The following is a 16,619-nucleotide window of genomic DNA, read 5'->3' on the forward strand; positions in this document are numbered from 1 at the left end:
ATTCTCTTAAAGAGAAAGGTCTTTGGGACGAGCCTTTGACGGACTGACAGAAACAATCTTTTCTTCCTGACTGCCGCTTTTGGGCGGCAGTCTGTTTGCTGTGTTCACTTTTTCCATCCGCTTCCTTTCATATTTTTGGCTTAAGGGGCTTGACTTTTTATTTGCACGCTGTTACTGAAAACGTAATGTTGCAGAACCAATTATCTCAAAAGCAGCTTCGGGAGGAAGCATATACTAAAATTATTATCAACAATGGAAGAACTTATACTCTGGGACGATACGGCAAATTGCTGGAACTCATTAATGCTGTTATCAACGCAACCTATTATTATGAATATTCGGAACCACCGCTTCGCTTTGATCCATATTATTCAATTGAAATAGATAAATATGAAACGCTTATTATCAGTGAAAAGGATTTCTTCTCTGATGCGCGGCTTATCAATGCCTTTCAACGACATGGTATCACCGTTCAACATCTGAGTACACAGAAGAACACAGCCAGACTCTTAAGAGATGTAGTCACTAATCAGCTTGCCCCTAACCGCCGCCATTGTCCCTTGGTTTTCTATGCCGGTTGGAGGGGAAATCAAGATAAGACTGCCAGCTGGTATTTCATATTCCAAAGCTTTGCCACCTGCCAATCCAATAGCAAAAATGATGTACTTGCTTTACTTCCAAATCTATCCCCATCAGTCACTGCCACCGCCATTAGCCAATTTATGCCAGTATTTGAAATGATCCGAACCTCCTTCAAACGCCAACTAACGCTCCTTCTGTACCACGAGGCCGCCATCCACACCCTGCTTCAACAGTTAGGTTATACATTCCCACTAGCCATTTGTTTCTTCTCGACCGAGCATAACATACTAACTTATTTTCGTAAACTGCTATCCTGGTTCAATACATCGCCGATTATTTTAGAGAAGCTCACCAATGATTTCTCCTACGACCTTCTTGCACGAAAGGACCAACCCCTCCTTGTAGAAGACAGCGGGCGGCTGAATCAAGCGGCAAAAAATTCGGAAATTCTTGAATCAGCCCTGCTTAACCATGTGGTACCATGGAAAAATAAGCGTGAAACTTGGTCACTGCCGCTCCAGGCTCCAATTACGCTGCTTTCATCACGCGCATCAGCTTTAAGCTGCGCTCCAGAAGTTATGGTCCTTGATTTTGTTGCCGATGATTTTGATAGGGAAGTCTGGAAGGAATCTGCTGATCGGGTCGGTCAGAACCGGGACTACTTGATTGCTTTTTGCGGCTATACCTCTGACCACGTCCCTGAACTAAGGAAAGCATTAGAGGATGGGCAAAAGACCGCACGGAGTCTTGATGAAGGTCAGTTGACAGATCCGTGTTTGCAGACATTAGGAATCTTCATAGGCCTTCGCAACTTCCTAGAAAGCTTTTTTGAATGTGCAGCGCTGAATTCTGTGCCGTTTCCCTCAACGGATGAAAATTTGTTCGGCCAACTTCTGGATATCCTGGTACAGACTTCAGAAAAGGCCGAACGTGCCTCGCTTCCTGAGCAGTTTATTGATATTGCCAGAAACATGATTCAGAAAGACATTCTACATATACATCACAGGAACCGCTGCCCAGTGGACATGAGAGGTGTAGTCGCTTTTGATGAAGACCGGCTGCATTTCACATTAGACGCATTTACTCAAGTCTGTCAGTCGATGATGCAGTCTCGCCCGGTTATTGAGGCTGCGTTATCCGAGGCAGGAATGTTTTCTGGCGCGAGGATCAACAAGACCACTCCTCTAACCAGAATTACTATCTGGAACGAGCATGGGATCCCTAAATTGACACGAGTTTTCTCCTTTGAGCGAGAGTTATTTGACGTTTATGGTGACCCCCTGATTCTGGAAGAGGAGGACATGCAATGAGTTTGAATCTTAGTCCTGGCCATACTCCTTCAGGAAGGATAATTGTTTGGCCGGACGCATATAATCCGCATATTTACATTTCAGGCCGGAGCGGAACGGGGAAGAGTTATCTCCTAAAAAAGTTGGCAATCCAAGCTGTTGAACAAGGGTCGATCGTCCTAGTCATGGACTACACAGGAGATTTTCGGGACTATTCACCTCCGGAGTCACTGTGTTTTCAGCACATAGATGTGAGCTCCGCTGATTTTAACCTCAACCCGCTCATTGGCCTGCCTGATCAAAGCCCAGATCTTCTTGCCCAGCAGTTGCTTGTGGCCATCCACGCTGTATTTCGTATGGGGTCAACGGCCACCCTCTCACTTCGTCGTGTCACGACTGCATATCAGAAAACGGATAAAAATCCCACTTTAGAAGGGCTTTTGAACTTTATTGCGCAACTGGAAGAACCGGATAGAGGCGTAAAATCTGCCAAGGAGTATCTGGAACTGTTGACCGGGATGGTTCACTGTGGCACTCAGCCAATCAGTCTTGATTTGGAGACACCAGGGCTAATTGTTCTGGATTATTCGCAAATCATCGACCCAAGTCTATGTAAATTGCTGGTTGAACTTATTCTACAAGCCTTATGGACTATGCACACTCCAAATCAGCCTCCGCTAATTCTTATCCTGGATGAGGCTCAGCAGCTCAATTGGGGAGCAGGAAGCATGTCTGTACGCATTTTGCGGGAGGGCAGGAAACACGGGATAGCCGGATGGTTTAGTTCCCAATGGCTCGACCACAAAAATGCAGTACCTGCCCTTGGCCAGGCCGCCAAACAAATTTACTTTCGGCCTGATGGACAGCATATTTACAAATTGGCAAAATCCATCTGCGATCGTAAATCTGACATTTCCAAGTGTCAGGAGTGTCTACAGAGACTGCGGCGGGGACAATTCCTTTGGCGGCAAGAGGATAGCAAAGTGGTCATTGTTGATGTGGATTAGGAAAGAACCTGGCAGCTAACAGAGCATTGTTTTAACAACTTTTTAGGAACCTACAAAGAAACCTTGAGTTTTGAAACTCAGGGTTCCTTTGCTATATACATAAAATCGAACTGCTCCAACTATATCTAAAAATTTTAGGAGCAGAGCTGTTCTGGCGGGATCTCTTTTAACCCTATCATAAAGCAACACGCAAATATCAGGAAGTTTTCAGCAGAAAAAGTGTTAGAATAGATTCCAAGGCCACCTTGCGGCGAATATCCAAATAATTCAGCAGGCCAGATTCGCCTTAAAAAACTTCACCTAAGAGCAGATTCGAAGAAAAGCACAGATCTATTTGTGAGATATAGCTAAAATCCCAAAGGGGACTGCTTGAAAATTTTGTGTCCGAAAACTACTGAAAACTCAGGAAAACGTACTTTCCCAGACCCATAGAAGCACCTAAAACAGGGTCTTCCAAAAAAGTGTTAGAAAGGTGTTAGAAAGACCTTTGTTTTCCCTTTCGTAAACAAAAGGAAAACCCCCAGAAGCCTTAGAAGTTCTAGGGATTTTTGGTTGCGGGGGCAGGATTTGAACCTACGACCTTCGGGTTATGAGGGGTCAATAATAATTATGATTGCATAAAATCTCGCTAAAATGCTCTAAACCAGCTAATATAGCGTATATAAATTCGCGATATACAGAGGTTGACCTATACTTGCCTGTGTCTATGGACACGGGCTGGGGTAAAAATGGGGTCAACTTTTTTTGTGAATAAAAATGCAAATTATGAAAATATGGCATTCCTCTTTGTTCAAGGATTATACTATGGCCTGAGATATAATGTCAAGAGGCTCGATTGGCAGGGGGTGCAATGATACATCCTGTAAGAATATACGGCCAATATATCGGCTGCGTTTATGGAAAATCGAAAGACTCAGAGTTTAACGATTTCCTGCCGCTTTATTCTTATCTATTGTAATATCTGAACATTTAGTGGCTCATGGATGGAAACCATAGCTCTTGTCGTGTGAGCGGAAATCGGCATCCCAATATTAAAGAAAATGTATTCATCAATCACATTTACCTGACCAATGTAGTGAAATACATCATCTTTTTTAAATACATGAGTTCGTACTTCGCATTTTCCACAATCCTTAGCCAGTATAGAGATTTTTTCATTTTCACATGAAAAGTACATCAGCTTGTACTCACGCAATGTGCTAGAACCATCCTCGCCAATGAAAACCCAACCACTTGGCAAAGAGCGCCTTATTGGTCCGTGAATGGTTTGGTTATAAACTGTAATGTCTGATATTATTTCTTGGAAATCTGTCGGTGTTTCTAAGTCGATGGAGAAAATTGAGCGCTTAGAGTATGCGTAAGAGCGCTTGTTCGGATTTTCAGCTAGTATATAGAGCTTGGAATTTGTAACAAGTACTTCCTCTGGTTCAAAACCATTCGATGCTTCTAAGACGGTTTTCATCTTTGCTTTATCTGGTGTAGATTTATAGAGTTTCCAAGTTCTTTCGTTCCAACCTGATGAGTATAGAGACCACATAAAGTCATCATAAAAGAAGATATGCCCGTATTGCCATTCACTATTTCGGTTTGAATTATCATATGAATAAATGATATTACCATTCCAATCTATTATAGTGGTATTGCCATCGACTTTAATCTGTACAGTGTTTTCACTTACGGAAAGAGAGTCTAAAAAATCTTGGGATGCAAATACAATGTCACATTGTACGGAATGCGGTTCAATATGAAATATTGTGCTATCTTCAGTTAAAATGAACATATCATCTTGAAAATATCTACATTCCTCCCAATGGTTGCCAACTAACCCCTTGCCCACAGAGGTTATATCCTTCTCTTCGCTAGTGGATTTTTCAAAAAGAATAATCCGTTTATTGTTGTTCTCATCCATTCTCTCAATCAGGCAGTAATTGTCAGATTCGGCAAAATTGTACCGGCTTTCTTCCATATAAGCATATAATTTTTGGGCAACTTCTTTTGATATTGAGTATTTTGCGTTATCTGTTATTGTTTGCTCCATAGGCAATTCTGGATCTTCTACCACATACCCGTATTTTTCTGCCAGCCCCATAGCTCCAGTAGCATTATAAAGCATCTCAACCTGCTCTATAATGGCTTTTCGTCCTTTACTATTCACACTAAAGGCATCCAAAAACTCCTGTTGCAGTTCAGTTTCATCATAGCTATCGCCATCCTGCAAGCGAAGGAATTCCATAACTGCTTGCAGAATAGCCTTCTGCGCGGGAATATCCTCAATGTTTTCAATCATCAAAGGGTCTGTTCCAAAGGGTGGCTCTTTGATGTCAAGATAGCGCTGGATGGACCTGAGATAGTTTTGCTGGTTCTCATTAGGCTCTTTATCTGTGGTAAGCCGAAGAAGCGCACCCACAAGGAATAGCTTCTCCTGACTGCCTAAATCCTTGATATCAAAGGGGGTATAGACAGTATAAAGCTCGGCTTTTTCCTTGGATTGCAGATGGTCATATAGATTGTCCACATTGCCGCCGATTTCATTAAGAGCGTCCTCCATGCTCCGGTTGCCGCGCCGAACCTCTTCCAAGATTTTATCCAGTACCGCTTCTTGTTTCTGACCAAAAGCCTCATATGCCTTTGCCACGTCTGCCATGCCCTTTTTGTATTTGCTGTTAAACATTGTTGCTTTCCTCCATGAAATTATAATTTTCTCCAATGACCATTTTGTAGAACTCCTGCTGTAGGAAATCTCGTTTAACCTCATGGATAAACTTGTAGTCGCTGACAAGCCTATACAGAGTAACGAGTATTCCGCCTATATCCAGCTTTGAAACGTCCCTTGTAAGCGCTACTACAAGAATATTGCTCCCGGTAGTAAGGGCGTTGGAATAGCTGAGTATTTTTCTGGTTCGCACTTCATACATAGAATGCGGACCATCCTTGTCCTCATTGTAAAAGAGCTGATGGATGCAGAAAATGAGCATGTTGATAAGCCCAGCCAGTCCAGCGCTGCGTAGGATAGCCCAGCTATCAATGTGCCACTTGGAAAGAGTGTCTTTAGCTAGGTCGTTATTTGCTGTCATAATAAACGGGACAGGAAGCCCTTGTTTTGTGAACATATCAGAGCCAAAGTGAATCGCCTGTCTTGCCACAGATGCAGCTAAAAGGATGGGGTCTCTTTGTGTATAAGTAATAGCCTTTTCAAGCATCCCTGCTACTCCCAAGGGATAGTGCCGGATAATAATACCGTTACTAACTTGGTATGTCTCCAAATTATATTTGGTAAGAGAGCTTGTCATGATGTTTGCGGTTCCGAATATCCAACCAAGGACAGGGTCATGGCCTAATGTGCGGTATCTGTGGGTTGTACCTGCGAGTTCAGTTTTGGAGATATGAGGACCTGTTTTGATTGCATCGTAAGGAACGCTCTGGAAGAGAATATCTTTCCACTCAGGCTTAATAAACCCAAAAGTATCTTCCATGAGCTTATCGCCCTGAGTAGAGGTGATCCTAAAGCTGTCGCCAGTCAACAGGTACTGTCGTGCGCATTGCAAAGCGGTACACAGAAACAAGAGCACAATATCCTTGCCTGTGAGCTTTGTCTTAGCTTTGAACTCCCTGTCGATATTGTCCAGCACATATCCAGCCTGGCCTGACAACTGTACAACCCGGCCATATTCATCCCTTACTTGTGTTAGGTGGTCCCCAATCTCAGATGTTTGTGCCTCAACAGTACTCACAGCCTTTTGTAAAGCACTATCCTTTTCTTGCCGCAGTTGAGCAATCCGCCGGTCCATCTTGCCTTCCCTCCCCATGCCGAATTTACAGTATGAGATTTTTCGACTCTATGCCAAAAATCGAAAATTTATCTACATTATAGCGTTTTAGGTCTTATTTGCCAATAATAGAAGCGGAAGTCGATTTTTAAGCTATAATCAACGAAAACAGCAGAGAGGTTTTCTTGATGATTGGAGAGCGCTTGCTAGATTTGCGGAAGGATGCCGGTTTGACCCAAGACGAACTGGCGGCTATCCTCAGGATAAATAAGCATTCGATTTCATCCTATGAGCGGGAGAAGTCTGAGCCGCCGGACGCGATAAAGATTGAAATAGCAAAATACTTTAATGTGTCGATAGACTATTTGCTTGGCTTGACAGATGAGCCTACCCCACATACCAACCAAGGCCGGTTTTTAAGACTGCCACCGCACTTTCCCCCGGAGGCTAGAGGAAGTCTGTCAGACTACGCGGAATTTCTCAAACAGAAATATACAAAGCAGAAATAGCTTCAATTTCGTGTTCCGCTAGAGTAGGAAATTTCAGTCATATATTATCTTTATAGAAATAACGTGCGGGCTTCTGCGCAGCATGAATTCTCTTTGGAGGTAATATTATGACTGAAACTTGCACCCTCTGTAACCAGCCCTACCCACCATCGGAGCTTGTGAACTTCGATAGCCAGTGCCTTTGTCCCGCCTGTTTGGAAAGCTCTACTGAGTTATGCGCTCGTTGCGACACCCGGATTTGGCGGGAAGAGGGCTGTGACACCGCGCTTTGCCAAGCCTGTCAAACCGAGCTTTATACCACCTGCACGGTTTGTGGCAGTCCGATCGCGTATACTTCTGCTTACTATGATGAAGATGATGAGAACGAGGAATACCCCTACTGCTGGGTATGCTTCAATCAGATTCAAACGGAGAAAAAGATTCACGCGTACAGCTACAAACCCGACCCCATTTTCTACGGCACAGGCGACCGTTACTTCGGCGTGGAACTTGAGCTGGACTATGCCGGAGAAAGCAGTGAAAACGCTTGCCAAATCATGCGTCAGGCGAACCGAGGGAAAGAACTGCTTTACTGCAAGCATGACGGTAGCTTAGAGGATGGATTTGAACTTGTTACTCATCCCATGACGCTGGATTATCACTGCAATTCCATGTCATGGCGGGATGTGTTTGATGAAGCTGTTTCGCTTGGTTATCTTTCCCACAAGGCGGACACCTGTGGCTTGCACGTCCATGTGAACCGTACCGCGTTTGGTGAAACAGAGTACCAGCAAGAGGTCGCTATTGCCAGAGTACTTTACATCATGGAGAAGTTTTGGGACGAGCTTTTGAAGTTCAGCCGCCGCACTCAGCACCAGCTTGACAAATGGGCCGCTAGATACGGTTATAAGGAACATCCCATGGACATTCTCGACCAAGCAAAGGAAGGTTACGGCAAAGGCCGGTATTATGCAGTAAACTTGCAAAATCGCCACACCATTGAGTTCAGAATATTCCGGGGAACGCTAAAATACAACACGTTAATAGCCACGTTGCAGCTTGTAAACAAGATTTGCGACGTGGCTATTTCTGTGCCGGATGGTCAGTTGAAAGCGCTGGCATGGACAACCTTTGTGGAGGAAGTTCAGGAACCGGAATTGATACAGTATCTCAAGGAACGGCGGCTCTATATCAATGAGCCTGTGGAGAAAGGAGAGGAAATCTAATGTGCTGTTTGTTTGGAATGCTGGATTATGGCGGGACTTTGAACGCAAGACAGAAGAACAGAATGCTCTCTATCCTGGCTATTGAGTGCGAGGCCAGAGGCACGGATGCCGCAGGAATTTCCTATATTTCTATGGGAAAGCTCCATACCTATAAGCGCCCAGGTCCGGCGCATAAGCTGCGTATCTATCTGCCCAATGGCGCAGATTACATTATGGGGCATACACGCATGACAACCCAGGGGAGTGAGAAAAAGAACTACAATAATCATCCCTTTATGGGGCAGATAGGAGCGGAAAGGTTCGCCCTTGCGCACAACGGTATTTTGCGGAATGACCGGGTATTACGGCGTTCACTAAAACTGCCAATCACCAAAATCCAGACGGACAGCTATGTGGCGGTTCAACTCATAGAAAAGCAAAGAGCCCTCGATTTTTCCAGCCTAAAGACTATGGCTGAGCAGATCGAGGGCTCTTTTTGTTTTACAATTCTGGATGAGCATAACAACTGGTATCTAGTAAAGGGGGATAACCCAATCTGCGTTTTTCACTTCCCCAATGAAAGGTTATACTTGTATGCTTCAACCAGCGCGATTCTGGAAAAAGCACTATTCAGAATGGGCGTAAAGCTGGGGTATGGGGAACAGATAGAAGTTGACGATGGAGAGATTTTGAAAACCAACCCTATGGGAAAAATCTCCCGCAGCAGCTTTGAGAAGCAGGAAGATTTGTGGGGCTATTTTGGCGACTTTAGATTGCCATACCGCCATCAACTGCTTTACGATTATCCCAATGAAGATGATAACTATATGGAAGAGCTAAAAGCGGTTGCCTCCGCTTTTGGATGCGGGTCCGTCTATATAGATGCTTTGCGGGAAGAAGGATTTTCTTGTGAGGAAATAGAAGAAATCTTGTACGAAGGACAATCTTACGCCAGATGGGAGAGTGGGAGATTATGCGAATTCTAAAGGTTGCACCTGAAAGAGAACCAGAAGTTACAGAAATCAGTGGTACGCTGGAATCCATGCAGGAGCTTGTTGGCGGTCTGATTCAAGTGCTTTATCCCTTTGATGAAGCTGTTGCCTTGATTGCCAATGATGAGGGGAAGGTAATGAGCTTGCCTCTCAACAGGGCTCTAAGGAATAGTAGAACCGGCGAAGTCTATGACATTATCGCAGGAACCTTTTTCCTCTGTGGAGCGCCGCCGGATTCGGAGCGCTTTACTTCGCTATCAGAGGAGCAGGTATGGAGGTATACTCAGATGTTTTCAGTTCCCGAATTGTTCGTAAATGTCAATGGAAAGCTGCTGATTTTGCCAATGGCTAAGGTGTCCCAATAGGGTATACCCAATTGGCAGAGTTAAAAAGTATGCCATTAGGGTCCATTTGGGCTTTGTGGCATATGCCAACTTTTATAGGGACCCTATTGGGATTCATTGTTCAACTTTTTGGAAAACTGGAAAATCCCCTATATATAACGCCTCCACTTTTCCAGTTTTACTTTCACATAGCTTAGACCAGGACCATTCAAAAAGAAAGGAGAACGTCATGAAGATAGGTTACATCCGTATCAGCACCACAGAGCAGAACACAGCCAGACAAGAAGTCCTTATGCGCGACCTGGGCGTGGACCAGGTATACATTGACCGCATGAGCGGGAAGAACACCGACCGCCCGGAGCTCAAGCGCATGATGTCTTTTGTCCGCAATGGGGATGTGGTAATTGTGGAATCCATCAGCCGCTTTGCCAGGAATACCCGTGACCTGTTGGACCTTATCGAGCAGTTAGCGGTGAAAGACGTTGAGTTTGTGTCCAAGAAAGAGGCCATCGACACCAGCACCCCCACCGGCAAGTTCATGCTGACCGTGTTCGGCGCGGTGGCTGAGTTGGAGCGGGAGTACATCCTTCAGCGACAGCGGGAGGGCATCGCTGTTGCAAAGGTCGCTGGCATTTATAAGGGTCGGAAACCCATTGAGCATCCCGAGTTTGATAAGGTGGTCCGGCAGTGGCGGGAGGGGAGATTTACGGCGGTCGAGGCAATGAAAAGGCTGGACATGAAGCCCAGCACATTTTACAGAAAGGTCAAGGCGATTTGAATGCAGTGGACGTTGTTAGGGTTCGTAGTGACATTAACGATTCTGTGCGTTATGGAGAGCGTAACGACAGAGCCGAGGAAAGGGGGTGCGCGGTAATGCCGGTTACGTTCGCGATTGTTGGCACGGCTCTGGCAAAGTTTGCAGAGGGCGCTATTCTGGCGGCCTCTGTCTATCTTGTGAGCCGGGGAGTTAGGAATCCGCTGAAAAACAGGAGGAAGTAAACGGAAAGAAGGGGAGAGCTAGATGCTATCCCCCTTCTTTTTTTATTCTTCAGATTTTTTTGAAGAAAAGGCCGGACAATGAGAAAATCCAGTGGCCTTGCAATCATCATAATGAATGCAGTTAGGGCATATGCTCTCATGCTTTTTCTTGTATGTAGTCCGACATTGTTCCCTAAGCCCTAACACTCTAATTTGATTTGCAACGGCTTCTTCCGACCGTCTAAAGTATAGAGCCATCTCAGATACTCCTATGCCTCTATGGAACATGGAGGTAAGCTCTTCTTTTTCCTTTTCCGTCCAATATCCCTTGTTGAGGGGGATTTCCCCATTCCGTAATGCCATAATGACTGTGCTGTTATCTGTGCTATTTTCACTCATGATTCTCTGCTCCTTTTTGAAATTTTTTATTATTATGTTAGCACATAAGAAGTTGGTAAAGGTTTGATAGCCAAATTTTTAACAACAAAAAAGCAGGAATATGAGAATGAGATAAAGATAAAAACAACGAACAAAATAGTAAAAAAAATTTTAGGAGATGAGAAAATCGTGCTAGATGAATACAGTGACGTTTTGTCCGTACAGGACCTAAGAGAGATACTGAATGTTGGCAGAAATGCCGCATATGAGCTCTTGGGACAAGGAGAAATCCCTGCTTTCCGCATTGGACGGAATTGGAAAATACCAAAGGAATCTGTGATGGATTATCTTGGAAAATGGCGGTCTAAATAGGAGAAGCCCTGAGGGTGATTCCCTCAGGGCACTGGCTTACTGTATGTCCTCGTCAGAAGTGTTGGAGACACATCTTAGGTTGCTAATACCGAACAGGCGATTGGCGCTTTTTATCTGCTCAATCAGCTGATAATATTCTCTTTTGTCGCCATGATACTTGTACCCATCCACATAGCTTACAGAGTTAAACATCACATGGAAATGCAGGTTATCCGTGTTCTCGTGTACCGCATAGATGGTCTGATACCTCTCGCTAAGCCATTCGGCCACACAGCAAGCAATATACCCTACTATTTCAGGTTCATTTGTATCATTTGGCTTATATGAGACAACAAAGTGTCTTAGTTGTACTCCATAATCCTTATGAAAATATCTGGCAACCTCATCCATTTGAGCAACTACGCTGGATATTACAATATCTCTGCTTTCAATATCCAACCTGTTTTCTATGTCCATACCACCATAAAGACAGCTAGGGGATTTTTGCGGGTTGAGAATATACCTAGCCAGTAGTTCGCGAGCATCTGAGTTATAATACTTACCTTTTGCATTCATGATTTTTAATATTGGCATAAAAGAGCCCTCCCTAAATTGCATTTTTTACTAGAAGTTATAACATATCTAGTAATAGGATGTACTACCTACTGTAAACATTTATCTGACGAAAGAGATGAAGGTACAGAAGATAGAACATAAGGAGAGCTAGATAGTAGAAGTAGAATAGATATTATGACAGACAAGAATATAAATACAACTATCAAAAAAGCAACTGTAAGTATTTCCTGGTGTATACAATGATAGCCAGGGAAGAAATTTGCTCTAAGATAGTGCGAGCAAGTTTCTTCCCCCCAGGGTTATTTTATAGTTATGATTGTTTTAGCCTTTTACAGATTGTAAGATTCCTTAGAATTTTGGCAAAGCCCCCAGCGCTGATATTGTGCTGGGGGCATGTGGCTGTTTCTGATGTCATTTTATTGGTGGGCTTTGACAAATCGCGTGTGAAAAGGTATAATAAGTTAAGATATGGAAAATTTTTAATTTTTAGATTATAAAATAAGAAATAACATCCAGATTAAGGTCTTAGGGAAGAGTGAAAAAGATATGAGAAAGTATGTATCTGATGTTGTTGGTGACGGTTTCAAAACTTGGAGCGCAGAAAAACCTGTAGTGATTCATGCGCCAACAGGAACCGGAAAGACCCATTTTATTCTTAACGTTTTACTACCATATGTTTATAGTCAAGGTAAAATGTTAGTTTACATGGCCAACCGTACGGCATTGAAGCAACAAGTGGAGAATAGCATACCAGTAGAGTACAGTAAATCGATAATTCTTTGCAGTTATCAACAATACGAATCTCTCCCAGGTGTATATGGAATGGAAGATAAACTCAATCTGAGTGAAGATGAGAAACTCTCCTATAGGATTGCAGGTGCAGATTATTACATATTAGATGAGGCGCATTTCTTTTTGTCAGATTCAACTTTCTTTGAAAAAATGTCAAACTGTATTGCTCGAATTGACTCGATAAGACGACTTAGGAGAACGGATGCGGTATGGGTTTATATGACTGCCACTTTGCCCTACTTAGCAATTCATTTAGAAAACAACTTAAATGATACCCACGTTTTATCACTCCCCTCTACAATTCGGTTGGATGATTTTATGCCTCGCGGATATTTATGCCCGATTGATAATATGGAAGTTTCGTCTTTGCTATTGAATAGGAACCTTACAAGGGAAGCAACGAGTAGGATATATAGATGGATGCAACAGGTTCAAAAAGCAAGAATGGAGTTGATAACGGCAATGAATGACGAAGGGGAGGCTGACAAGCGGTTTGCAAGCCAAGTAGACTGGTATAAATATGACCAAAAGAATAGCGATGCGTTACCCCCAATGACTGATGCGCTTTATAACGATTATTATAGTCAAAAGCAGACTCGAATAAAAATAGAGCGCACTCTCAAGGAAAATAGCCGATACTACTTCATTGAGGAGGATTTTACATACCTTGATGTGGCTTATTTTGACGATTGGGATGAAGTAATTAGTTGTATAAAAAGAATATGGAGGATACTAGTTTTGAGGATAAGTGGCTCATTTTTGTGAGAAATGAAAAAACAGGCAATGAACTCATAGATGGATTGCACAATCAAAAAATAAATGAAGTGGCTTTTATCACGGCGAAAAGCAAGAAAAATGGAGGCATCATAGAAAGGCAAGCGTATAAGAACATTATAGAAAACGACACATTTAATCTTAATGTTTTGATTGCCACTAAGATATTTGACAATGGTATCAATTTAAAAGATTCTTCTCTCAAACATATTGTGATAGATTTCTTTGAAGAAACGACCTTTCTCCAAATGCTCGGCAGAAAACGCAGACAAAATTGTGAGGAAAAAGTAGAACTATTTTTGAGGAATATTTCTGAGGGTAGTGTCCGCAAGTTTTTTAGAGGGGATGTTTTACGCCCTATCAAATTTTGGCAAGAGCTTATGTTTTTTAAATCTCCCGATAGGCCCAAACTGGGTGGAAAGAAATTGCACAACTTCTATAAGTACTATACAAATGGAGCACATTTCAAAAAAGGATATGAGCCGCTTATAGCTCAAGACTCTGATATCAAAAATCATGGTATTAAGAAAGACGATTATGAGTATGCTATGGTTGATTTATATCAGCCTGCACGGTATGTCCAAAAGAAGATTGCCTATGAATTTGATGAAACGATGGCAATGTTTGAAGAAATGCAGGAAGAACGAACGAGTTTGTTTGCAGACTTCATTTACGATTGTATAGAAAACAAATATGATGCGAAGGACTTAAAAGAGTTTGGCCTAACAAAAAAGCAAGTTGAATGGGTGGCAGATGAAATACGTTTGATGACCTTTCTAAACAAATGCACTGGTATCAGTTTTAATTCGGATGAGATATTACAAATCATAAAGAAAGAATTGATATGGGTGGATTCAAAGGCCCCGGAAATAGAGCCATTCCTGCAAAGTGTCCAGTATATGTGGATTAGAAAGCAACTTTCCTGGATTGGATTTAACGAAGAGGAATACGCCCCATGGATTTCTAAGAATTGGGCACTTGAAAAATACGGCTTTACGTCATATTATAAGGAGCAATTTGTCATTTCGCTGGAATGTGTTGTCTCGCCGGATAGTGGAGTATGCTTTCTGGCATCTGACGAACAGAAGAAAATAAAGAATGATTTTTGTGCCTGGATACAGAGCGTGAGACCTGTACATAGATATTCAAAGTCCCGTGGGAGCATTTTGGTTATCAATACCTGCATGAGAGAGTTCGACATTCCATATCAAATAATGAGCAAGAAAAAATCCATCAATGGCAAGCAGAGAAATTGGTGGGTTGTATTAAGGCGAAGCGAAGGACAGTGACAAAATGTAAAAAGATAAACCCAACCAAACCTATCCAATAAAGAACCGCTTTTCACCAACATTTCAGGCACATATTATAACCCTGAAACCGAAAAGCAGTTTCAAATCCAATTGGAAAGGGTTGAGCCAGATGTCAAAAATCAGAGCAAACAAAGAGGGAAACATCCGTCAAAGGCCCGACGGCCGCTGGGAGGTCCGTGTGACGGTTGGAATCGACTACGCGACCGGGAAGCCAAAGAGGGTTTCCCGCTACACAGATACCCAGGAGGAAGCCGTTAAGCTGCTCCATGAGCTGTCCGTCCTGCGGGATTCAGCTCCAAATGCGTTCAGCAGCATCACTCTTGGCGAGTGGCTGGATATGTGCCTTGAGGTCTATATGAAGCGCTCTTTGAAGCAATCCACCTATATCAGCTATGAGGGGTACATACGCATCCATTTGAAGCCCAGTTTGGGCGGCTTGCAGCTCCGGGACATCACGCCCAGGTTGTTGCAGGAGTTCTACAATTACAAAGCCGAGGCAGAGGGCCTTGCGCCAAAAACGATTGTGAATCTCAATCTGTTTTTGCACAAGGCCCTTTCTTTTGCGGTCAACGAGGGGTACATCCCCAGCAATCCGGCCTCCGCCATCAACCTGCCTCAGGGGGACAAGCCTCAAATCGAGATACTGACCAGGGACGAACAGGTGCGGCTCATTAAGGCCAGCTACCAGCACCGCTACGGCGTTTTTATCCGTCTGGTACTTTTTACCGGCCTACGCATTGGAGAGGTGCTGGGGTTGCGCTGGGAAGATTTAGACGTGCAAGCAGGGTTATTGCACATACGCAGGACACTGAACCGCTTGAAGAAGCGTGGTGCAGTCCCGCCAGGGGAGAGCAAGACCGAAATCGTGATATAGAGCCCCAAATCCCAGAATTCTATCCGCTCCATTCCGATTCTTCCCGCTGTTATGCAAGACCTGATGAACTGGAAAGCAGTCCAACAGAGCGATCGCCAAGCGGCGGGCGAGAACTACGTCGACAGTGGCATGATTGTCACCAATCCCCTGGGAGGTTACATGGAGCCTCGAACTTTTAAGGACCAGTACAACCAAATCCTCAACTTGGCTGGCCTCAGGCACTTCACGCTTCATGCCCTGAGACATACCTTCGCCTCCCGAGCTATGGAGCAGGGCATGGACGCAAAAACTCTGTCGGTCATTCTAGGCCACGCCTCCGTATCATTCACTATGGACACCTATGCCCATGTGCTGACCAGCCACAAAGTTGAGAGCATGGCGCTGATGGAGGAACTATTCGACATGGGCCAAGCTCCGGCGCAGGCGATTTCCTATCCAGTTATCGCAACGCCACTGGCAACAGGAGGATTCTTGTTTACCGCACCGGACTTTCCACAGGTGCAGTTTACTGGTGCGGACCTGTACCAGAGCCTACAGGAAATGAAGGAGCGGCTGCAAGAGGAACTGCTGATAAACCTATGTCCGCCTGAACCAACCCCAGCCCATATGCTGGTCTTGGATGCAGGGCAACTGCTCCTGCAAATCCCGGTCTAAAGGCTAAATTCAACTCGAATTCAACTGTAAAGGTATATGGTTTACAGTTTTAGGGGTAAAAATGGGGTCAAAACTAGTATGCAAACAACCTGAAAACACAAGATATGGCCCAGAACTTAGTGTTCTGGGCCATATGTGTGGTTGCGGGGGCAGGATTTGAACCTACGACCTTCGGGTTATGAGCTGTGGTGAACCGATCTTTCTAGCCATTTCTAGGCGTTTCTGCCCCTTTTTGCTCGATTTTCTGGCCAAAACCCG

Annotated in this window: 15 protein-coding genes and 1 pseudogene; 12 read left to right on the forward strand and 4 right to left on the reverse strand. The window is 43.9% G+C overall.

Annotation, left to right across the window (positions count from 1 at the left end):
- Positions 1–95: 95 nt before the first annotated feature.
- Entirely contained in the window at positions 96–1,892 is a 1,797-nt protein-coding gene (locus U8U68_RS20065) for a hypothetical protein (RefSeq protein ID WP_322203983.1), read from the forward strand.
- Positions 1,889–2,878: an ATP-binding protein gene (locus tag U8U68_RS20070; RefSeq protein WP_322203985.1), complete on the forward strand. Its 990-nt coding sequence runs from the start codon at positions 1,889–1,891 to the stop codon at positions 2,876–2,878. Before U8U68_RS20065 ends, U8U68_RS20070 begins: the two co-directional genes overlap by 4 nt.
- Positions 2,879–3,827: 949 nt before the next feature.
- Here U8U68_RS20070 and U8U68_RS20075 read toward each other — a convergent pair.
- Positions 3,828–5,549 carry a hypothetical protein gene (locus U8U68_RS20075; protein ID WP_322203987.1) on the reverse strand — a complete coding sequence of 574 codons (1,722 nt, stop codon included), beginning with the start codon at positions 5,547–5,549 and terminating at the stop codon, positions 3,828–3,830.
- The gene (locus U8U68_RS20080; RefSeq protein ID WP_322203989.1) at positions 5,542–6,666 is read right to left on the reverse strand and encodes a hypothetical protein; all 1,125 of its coding nucleotides are present in this window, start codon (positions 6,664–6,666) and stop codon (positions 5,542–5,544) included. Before U8U68_RS20080 ends, U8U68_RS20075 begins: the two co-directional genes overlap by 8 nt.
- A gap of 167 nt (positions 6,667–6,833) precedes the next feature.
- On the opposite strand from U8U68_RS20080, the gene U8U68_RS20085 reads away from it, so the two are divergent.
- The 6 genes from U8U68_RS20085 (at position 6,834) to U8U68_RS20110 (ending at position 10,673) form a co-directional block, all read left to right on the forward strand.
- Entirely contained in the window at positions 6,834–7,154 is a 321-nt protein-coding gene (locus U8U68_RS20085) for a helix-turn-helix domain-containing protein (protein WP_322203991.1), read from the forward strand.
- A gap of 107 nt (positions 7,155–7,261) precedes the next feature.
- On the forward strand, positions 7,262–8,359 hold the full coding sequence (locus U8U68_RS20090; protein WP_322203993.1) for an amidoligase family protein: 1,098 nt from the start codon (positions 7,262–7,264) through the stop codon (positions 8,357–8,359).
- Positions 8,359–9,324, forward strand: a complete 966-nt coding sequence (locus tag U8U68_RS20095) for a class II glutamine amidotransferase (protein ID WP_322203995.1) — start codon at positions 8,359–8,361, stop codon at positions 9,322–9,324. Before U8U68_RS20090 ends, U8U68_RS20095 begins: the two co-directional genes overlap by 1 nt.
- Positions 9,312–9,695 carry a DUF3846 domain-containing protein gene (locus tag U8U68_RS20100; RefSeq protein WP_322203997.1) on the forward strand — a complete coding sequence of 128 codons (384 nt, stop codon included), beginning with the start codon at positions 9,312–9,314 and terminating at the stop codon, positions 9,693–9,695. The genes U8U68_RS20095 and U8U68_RS20100 overlap by 13 nt, the downstream gene beginning before the upstream one ends.
- Positions 9,696–9,903: 208 nt before the next feature.
- Positions 9,904–10,452 carry a recombinase family protein gene (locus tag U8U68_RS20105; RefSeq protein WP_322203999.1) on the forward strand — a complete coding sequence of 183 codons (549 nt, stop codon included), beginning with the start codon at positions 9,904–9,906 and terminating at the stop codon, positions 10,450–10,452.
- A 95-nt stretch (positions 10,453–10,547) separates the two neighbouring features.
- Positions 10,548–10,673 (forward strand): hypothetical protein, encoded by a 126-nt coding sequence (locus U8U68_RS20110; RefSeq protein WP_322204001.1) that lies wholly within the window; start codon positions 10,548–10,550, stop codon positions 10,671–10,673.
- A 42-nt stretch (positions 10,674–10,715) separates the two neighbouring features.
- Here the strand turns inward: U8U68_RS20110 and U8U68_RS20115 are convergent, their stop codons facing one another.
- Positions 10,716–11,051, reverse strand: coding sequence for a hypothetical protein (locus U8U68_RS20115; RefSeq protein WP_322204003.1), 336 nt, complete (start codon positions 11,049–11,051; stop codon positions 10,716–10,718).
- Between the two features lie 63 nt (positions 11,052–11,114).
- Here U8U68_RS20115 and U8U68_RS20120 point away from each other — a divergent pair, with 63 nt between their 5' ends.
- Positions 11,115–11,402, forward strand: a complete 288-nt coding sequence (locus U8U68_RS20120) for a helix-turn-helix domain-containing protein (RefSeq protein WP_322204005.1) — start codon at positions 11,115–11,117, stop codon at positions 11,400–11,402.
- A gap of 36 nt (positions 11,403–11,438) precedes the next feature.
- Here the strand turns inward: U8U68_RS20120 and U8U68_RS20125 are convergent, their stop codons facing one another.
- On the reverse strand, positions 11,439–11,975 hold the full coding sequence (locus U8U68_RS20125; protein WP_322204007.1) for a relaxase/mobilization nuclease domain-containing protein: 537 nt from the start codon (positions 11,973–11,975) through the stop codon (positions 11,439–11,441).
- 528 nt (positions 11,976–12,503) lie between these two features.
- On the opposite strand from U8U68_RS20125, the gene U8U68_RS20130 reads away from it, so the two are divergent.
- From U8U68_RS20130 to U8U68_RS20140, 3 genes and pseudogenes are all read left to right on the forward strand, one after another.
- On the forward strand, positions 12,504–13,514 hold the full coding sequence (locus tag U8U68_RS20130) for a DEAD/DEAH box helicase (protein WP_322204009.1): 1,011 nt from the start codon (positions 12,504–12,506) through the stop codon (positions 13,512–13,514).
- A complete protein-coding gene (locus U8U68_RS20135) occupies positions 13,457–14,812 on the forward strand; it encodes a P-loop NTPase family protein (protein WP_322204011.1) in 1,356 nt (451 codons plus the stop codon). Before U8U68_RS20130 ends, U8U68_RS20135 begins: the two co-directional genes overlap by 58 nt.
- Before the next feature lie 130 nt (positions 14,813–14,942).
- Positions 14,943–16,361: pseudogene (locus U8U68_RS20140) on the forward strand (tyrosine-type recombinase/integrase).
- The last annotated feature ends 258 nt before the right edge of the window (positions 16,362–16,619 follow it).

Source organism: Acutalibacter intestini, assembly GCF_034334985.1.
In the GTDB taxonomy this organism is placed as follows: Bacteria; Bacillota; Clostridia; order Oscillospirales; family Acutalibacteraceae; genus Acutalibacter; species Acutalibacter intestini.

Bases quoted from the DNA above. Each gene is read 5' to 3' on its own strand.
- U8U68_RS20070 (WP_322203985.1), top strand. From the start codon at position 1,889: ATGAGTTTGAATCTTAGTCCTGGCCATACTCCTTCAGGAAGGATAATT.
- U8U68_RS20075 (WP_322203987.1), bottom strand. From the start codon at position 5,549: ATGTTTAACAGCAAATACAAAAAGGGCATGGCAGACGTGGCAAAGGCA.
- U8U68_RS20110 (WP_322204001.1), top strand. From the start codon at position 10,548: ATGCCGGTTACGTTCGCGATTGTTGGCACGGCTCTGGCAAAGTTTGCA.
- U8U68_RS20085 (WP_322203991.1), top strand. From the start codon at position 6,834: ATGATTGGAGAGCGCTTGCTAGATTTGCGGAAGGATGCCGGTTTGACC.
- U8U68_RS20130 (WP_322204009.1), top strand. From the start codon at position 12,504: ATGAGAAAGTATGTATCTGATGTTGTTGGTGACGGTTTCAAAACTTGG.
- U8U68_RS20105 (WP_322203999.1), top strand. From the start codon at position 9,904: ATGAAGATAGGTTACATCCGTATCAGCACCACAGAGCAGAACACAGCC.
- U8U68_RS20100 (WP_322203997.1), top strand. From the start codon at position 9,312: ATGCGAATTCTAAAGGTTGCACCTGAAAGAGAACCAGAAGTTACAGAA.
- U8U68_RS20125 (WP_322204007.1), bottom strand. From the start codon at position 11,975: ATGCCAATATTAAAAATCATGAATGCAAAAGGTAAGTATTATAACTCA.
- U8U68_RS20080 (WP_322203989.1), bottom strand. From the start codon at position 6,666: ATGGACCGGCGGATTGCTCAACTGCGGCAAGAAAAGGATAGTGCTTTA.
- U8U68_RS20115 (WP_322204003.1), bottom strand. From the start codon at position 11,051: ATGAGTGAAAATAGCACAGATAACAGCACAGTCATTATGGCATTACGG.
- U8U68_RS20090 (WP_322203993.1), top strand. From the start codon at position 7,262: ATGACTGAAACTTGCACCCTCTGTAACCAGCCCTACCCACCATCGGAG.
- U8U68_RS20095 (WP_322203995.1), top strand. From the start codon at position 8,359: ATGTGCTGTTTGTTTGGAATGCTGGATTATGGCGGGACTTTGAACGCA.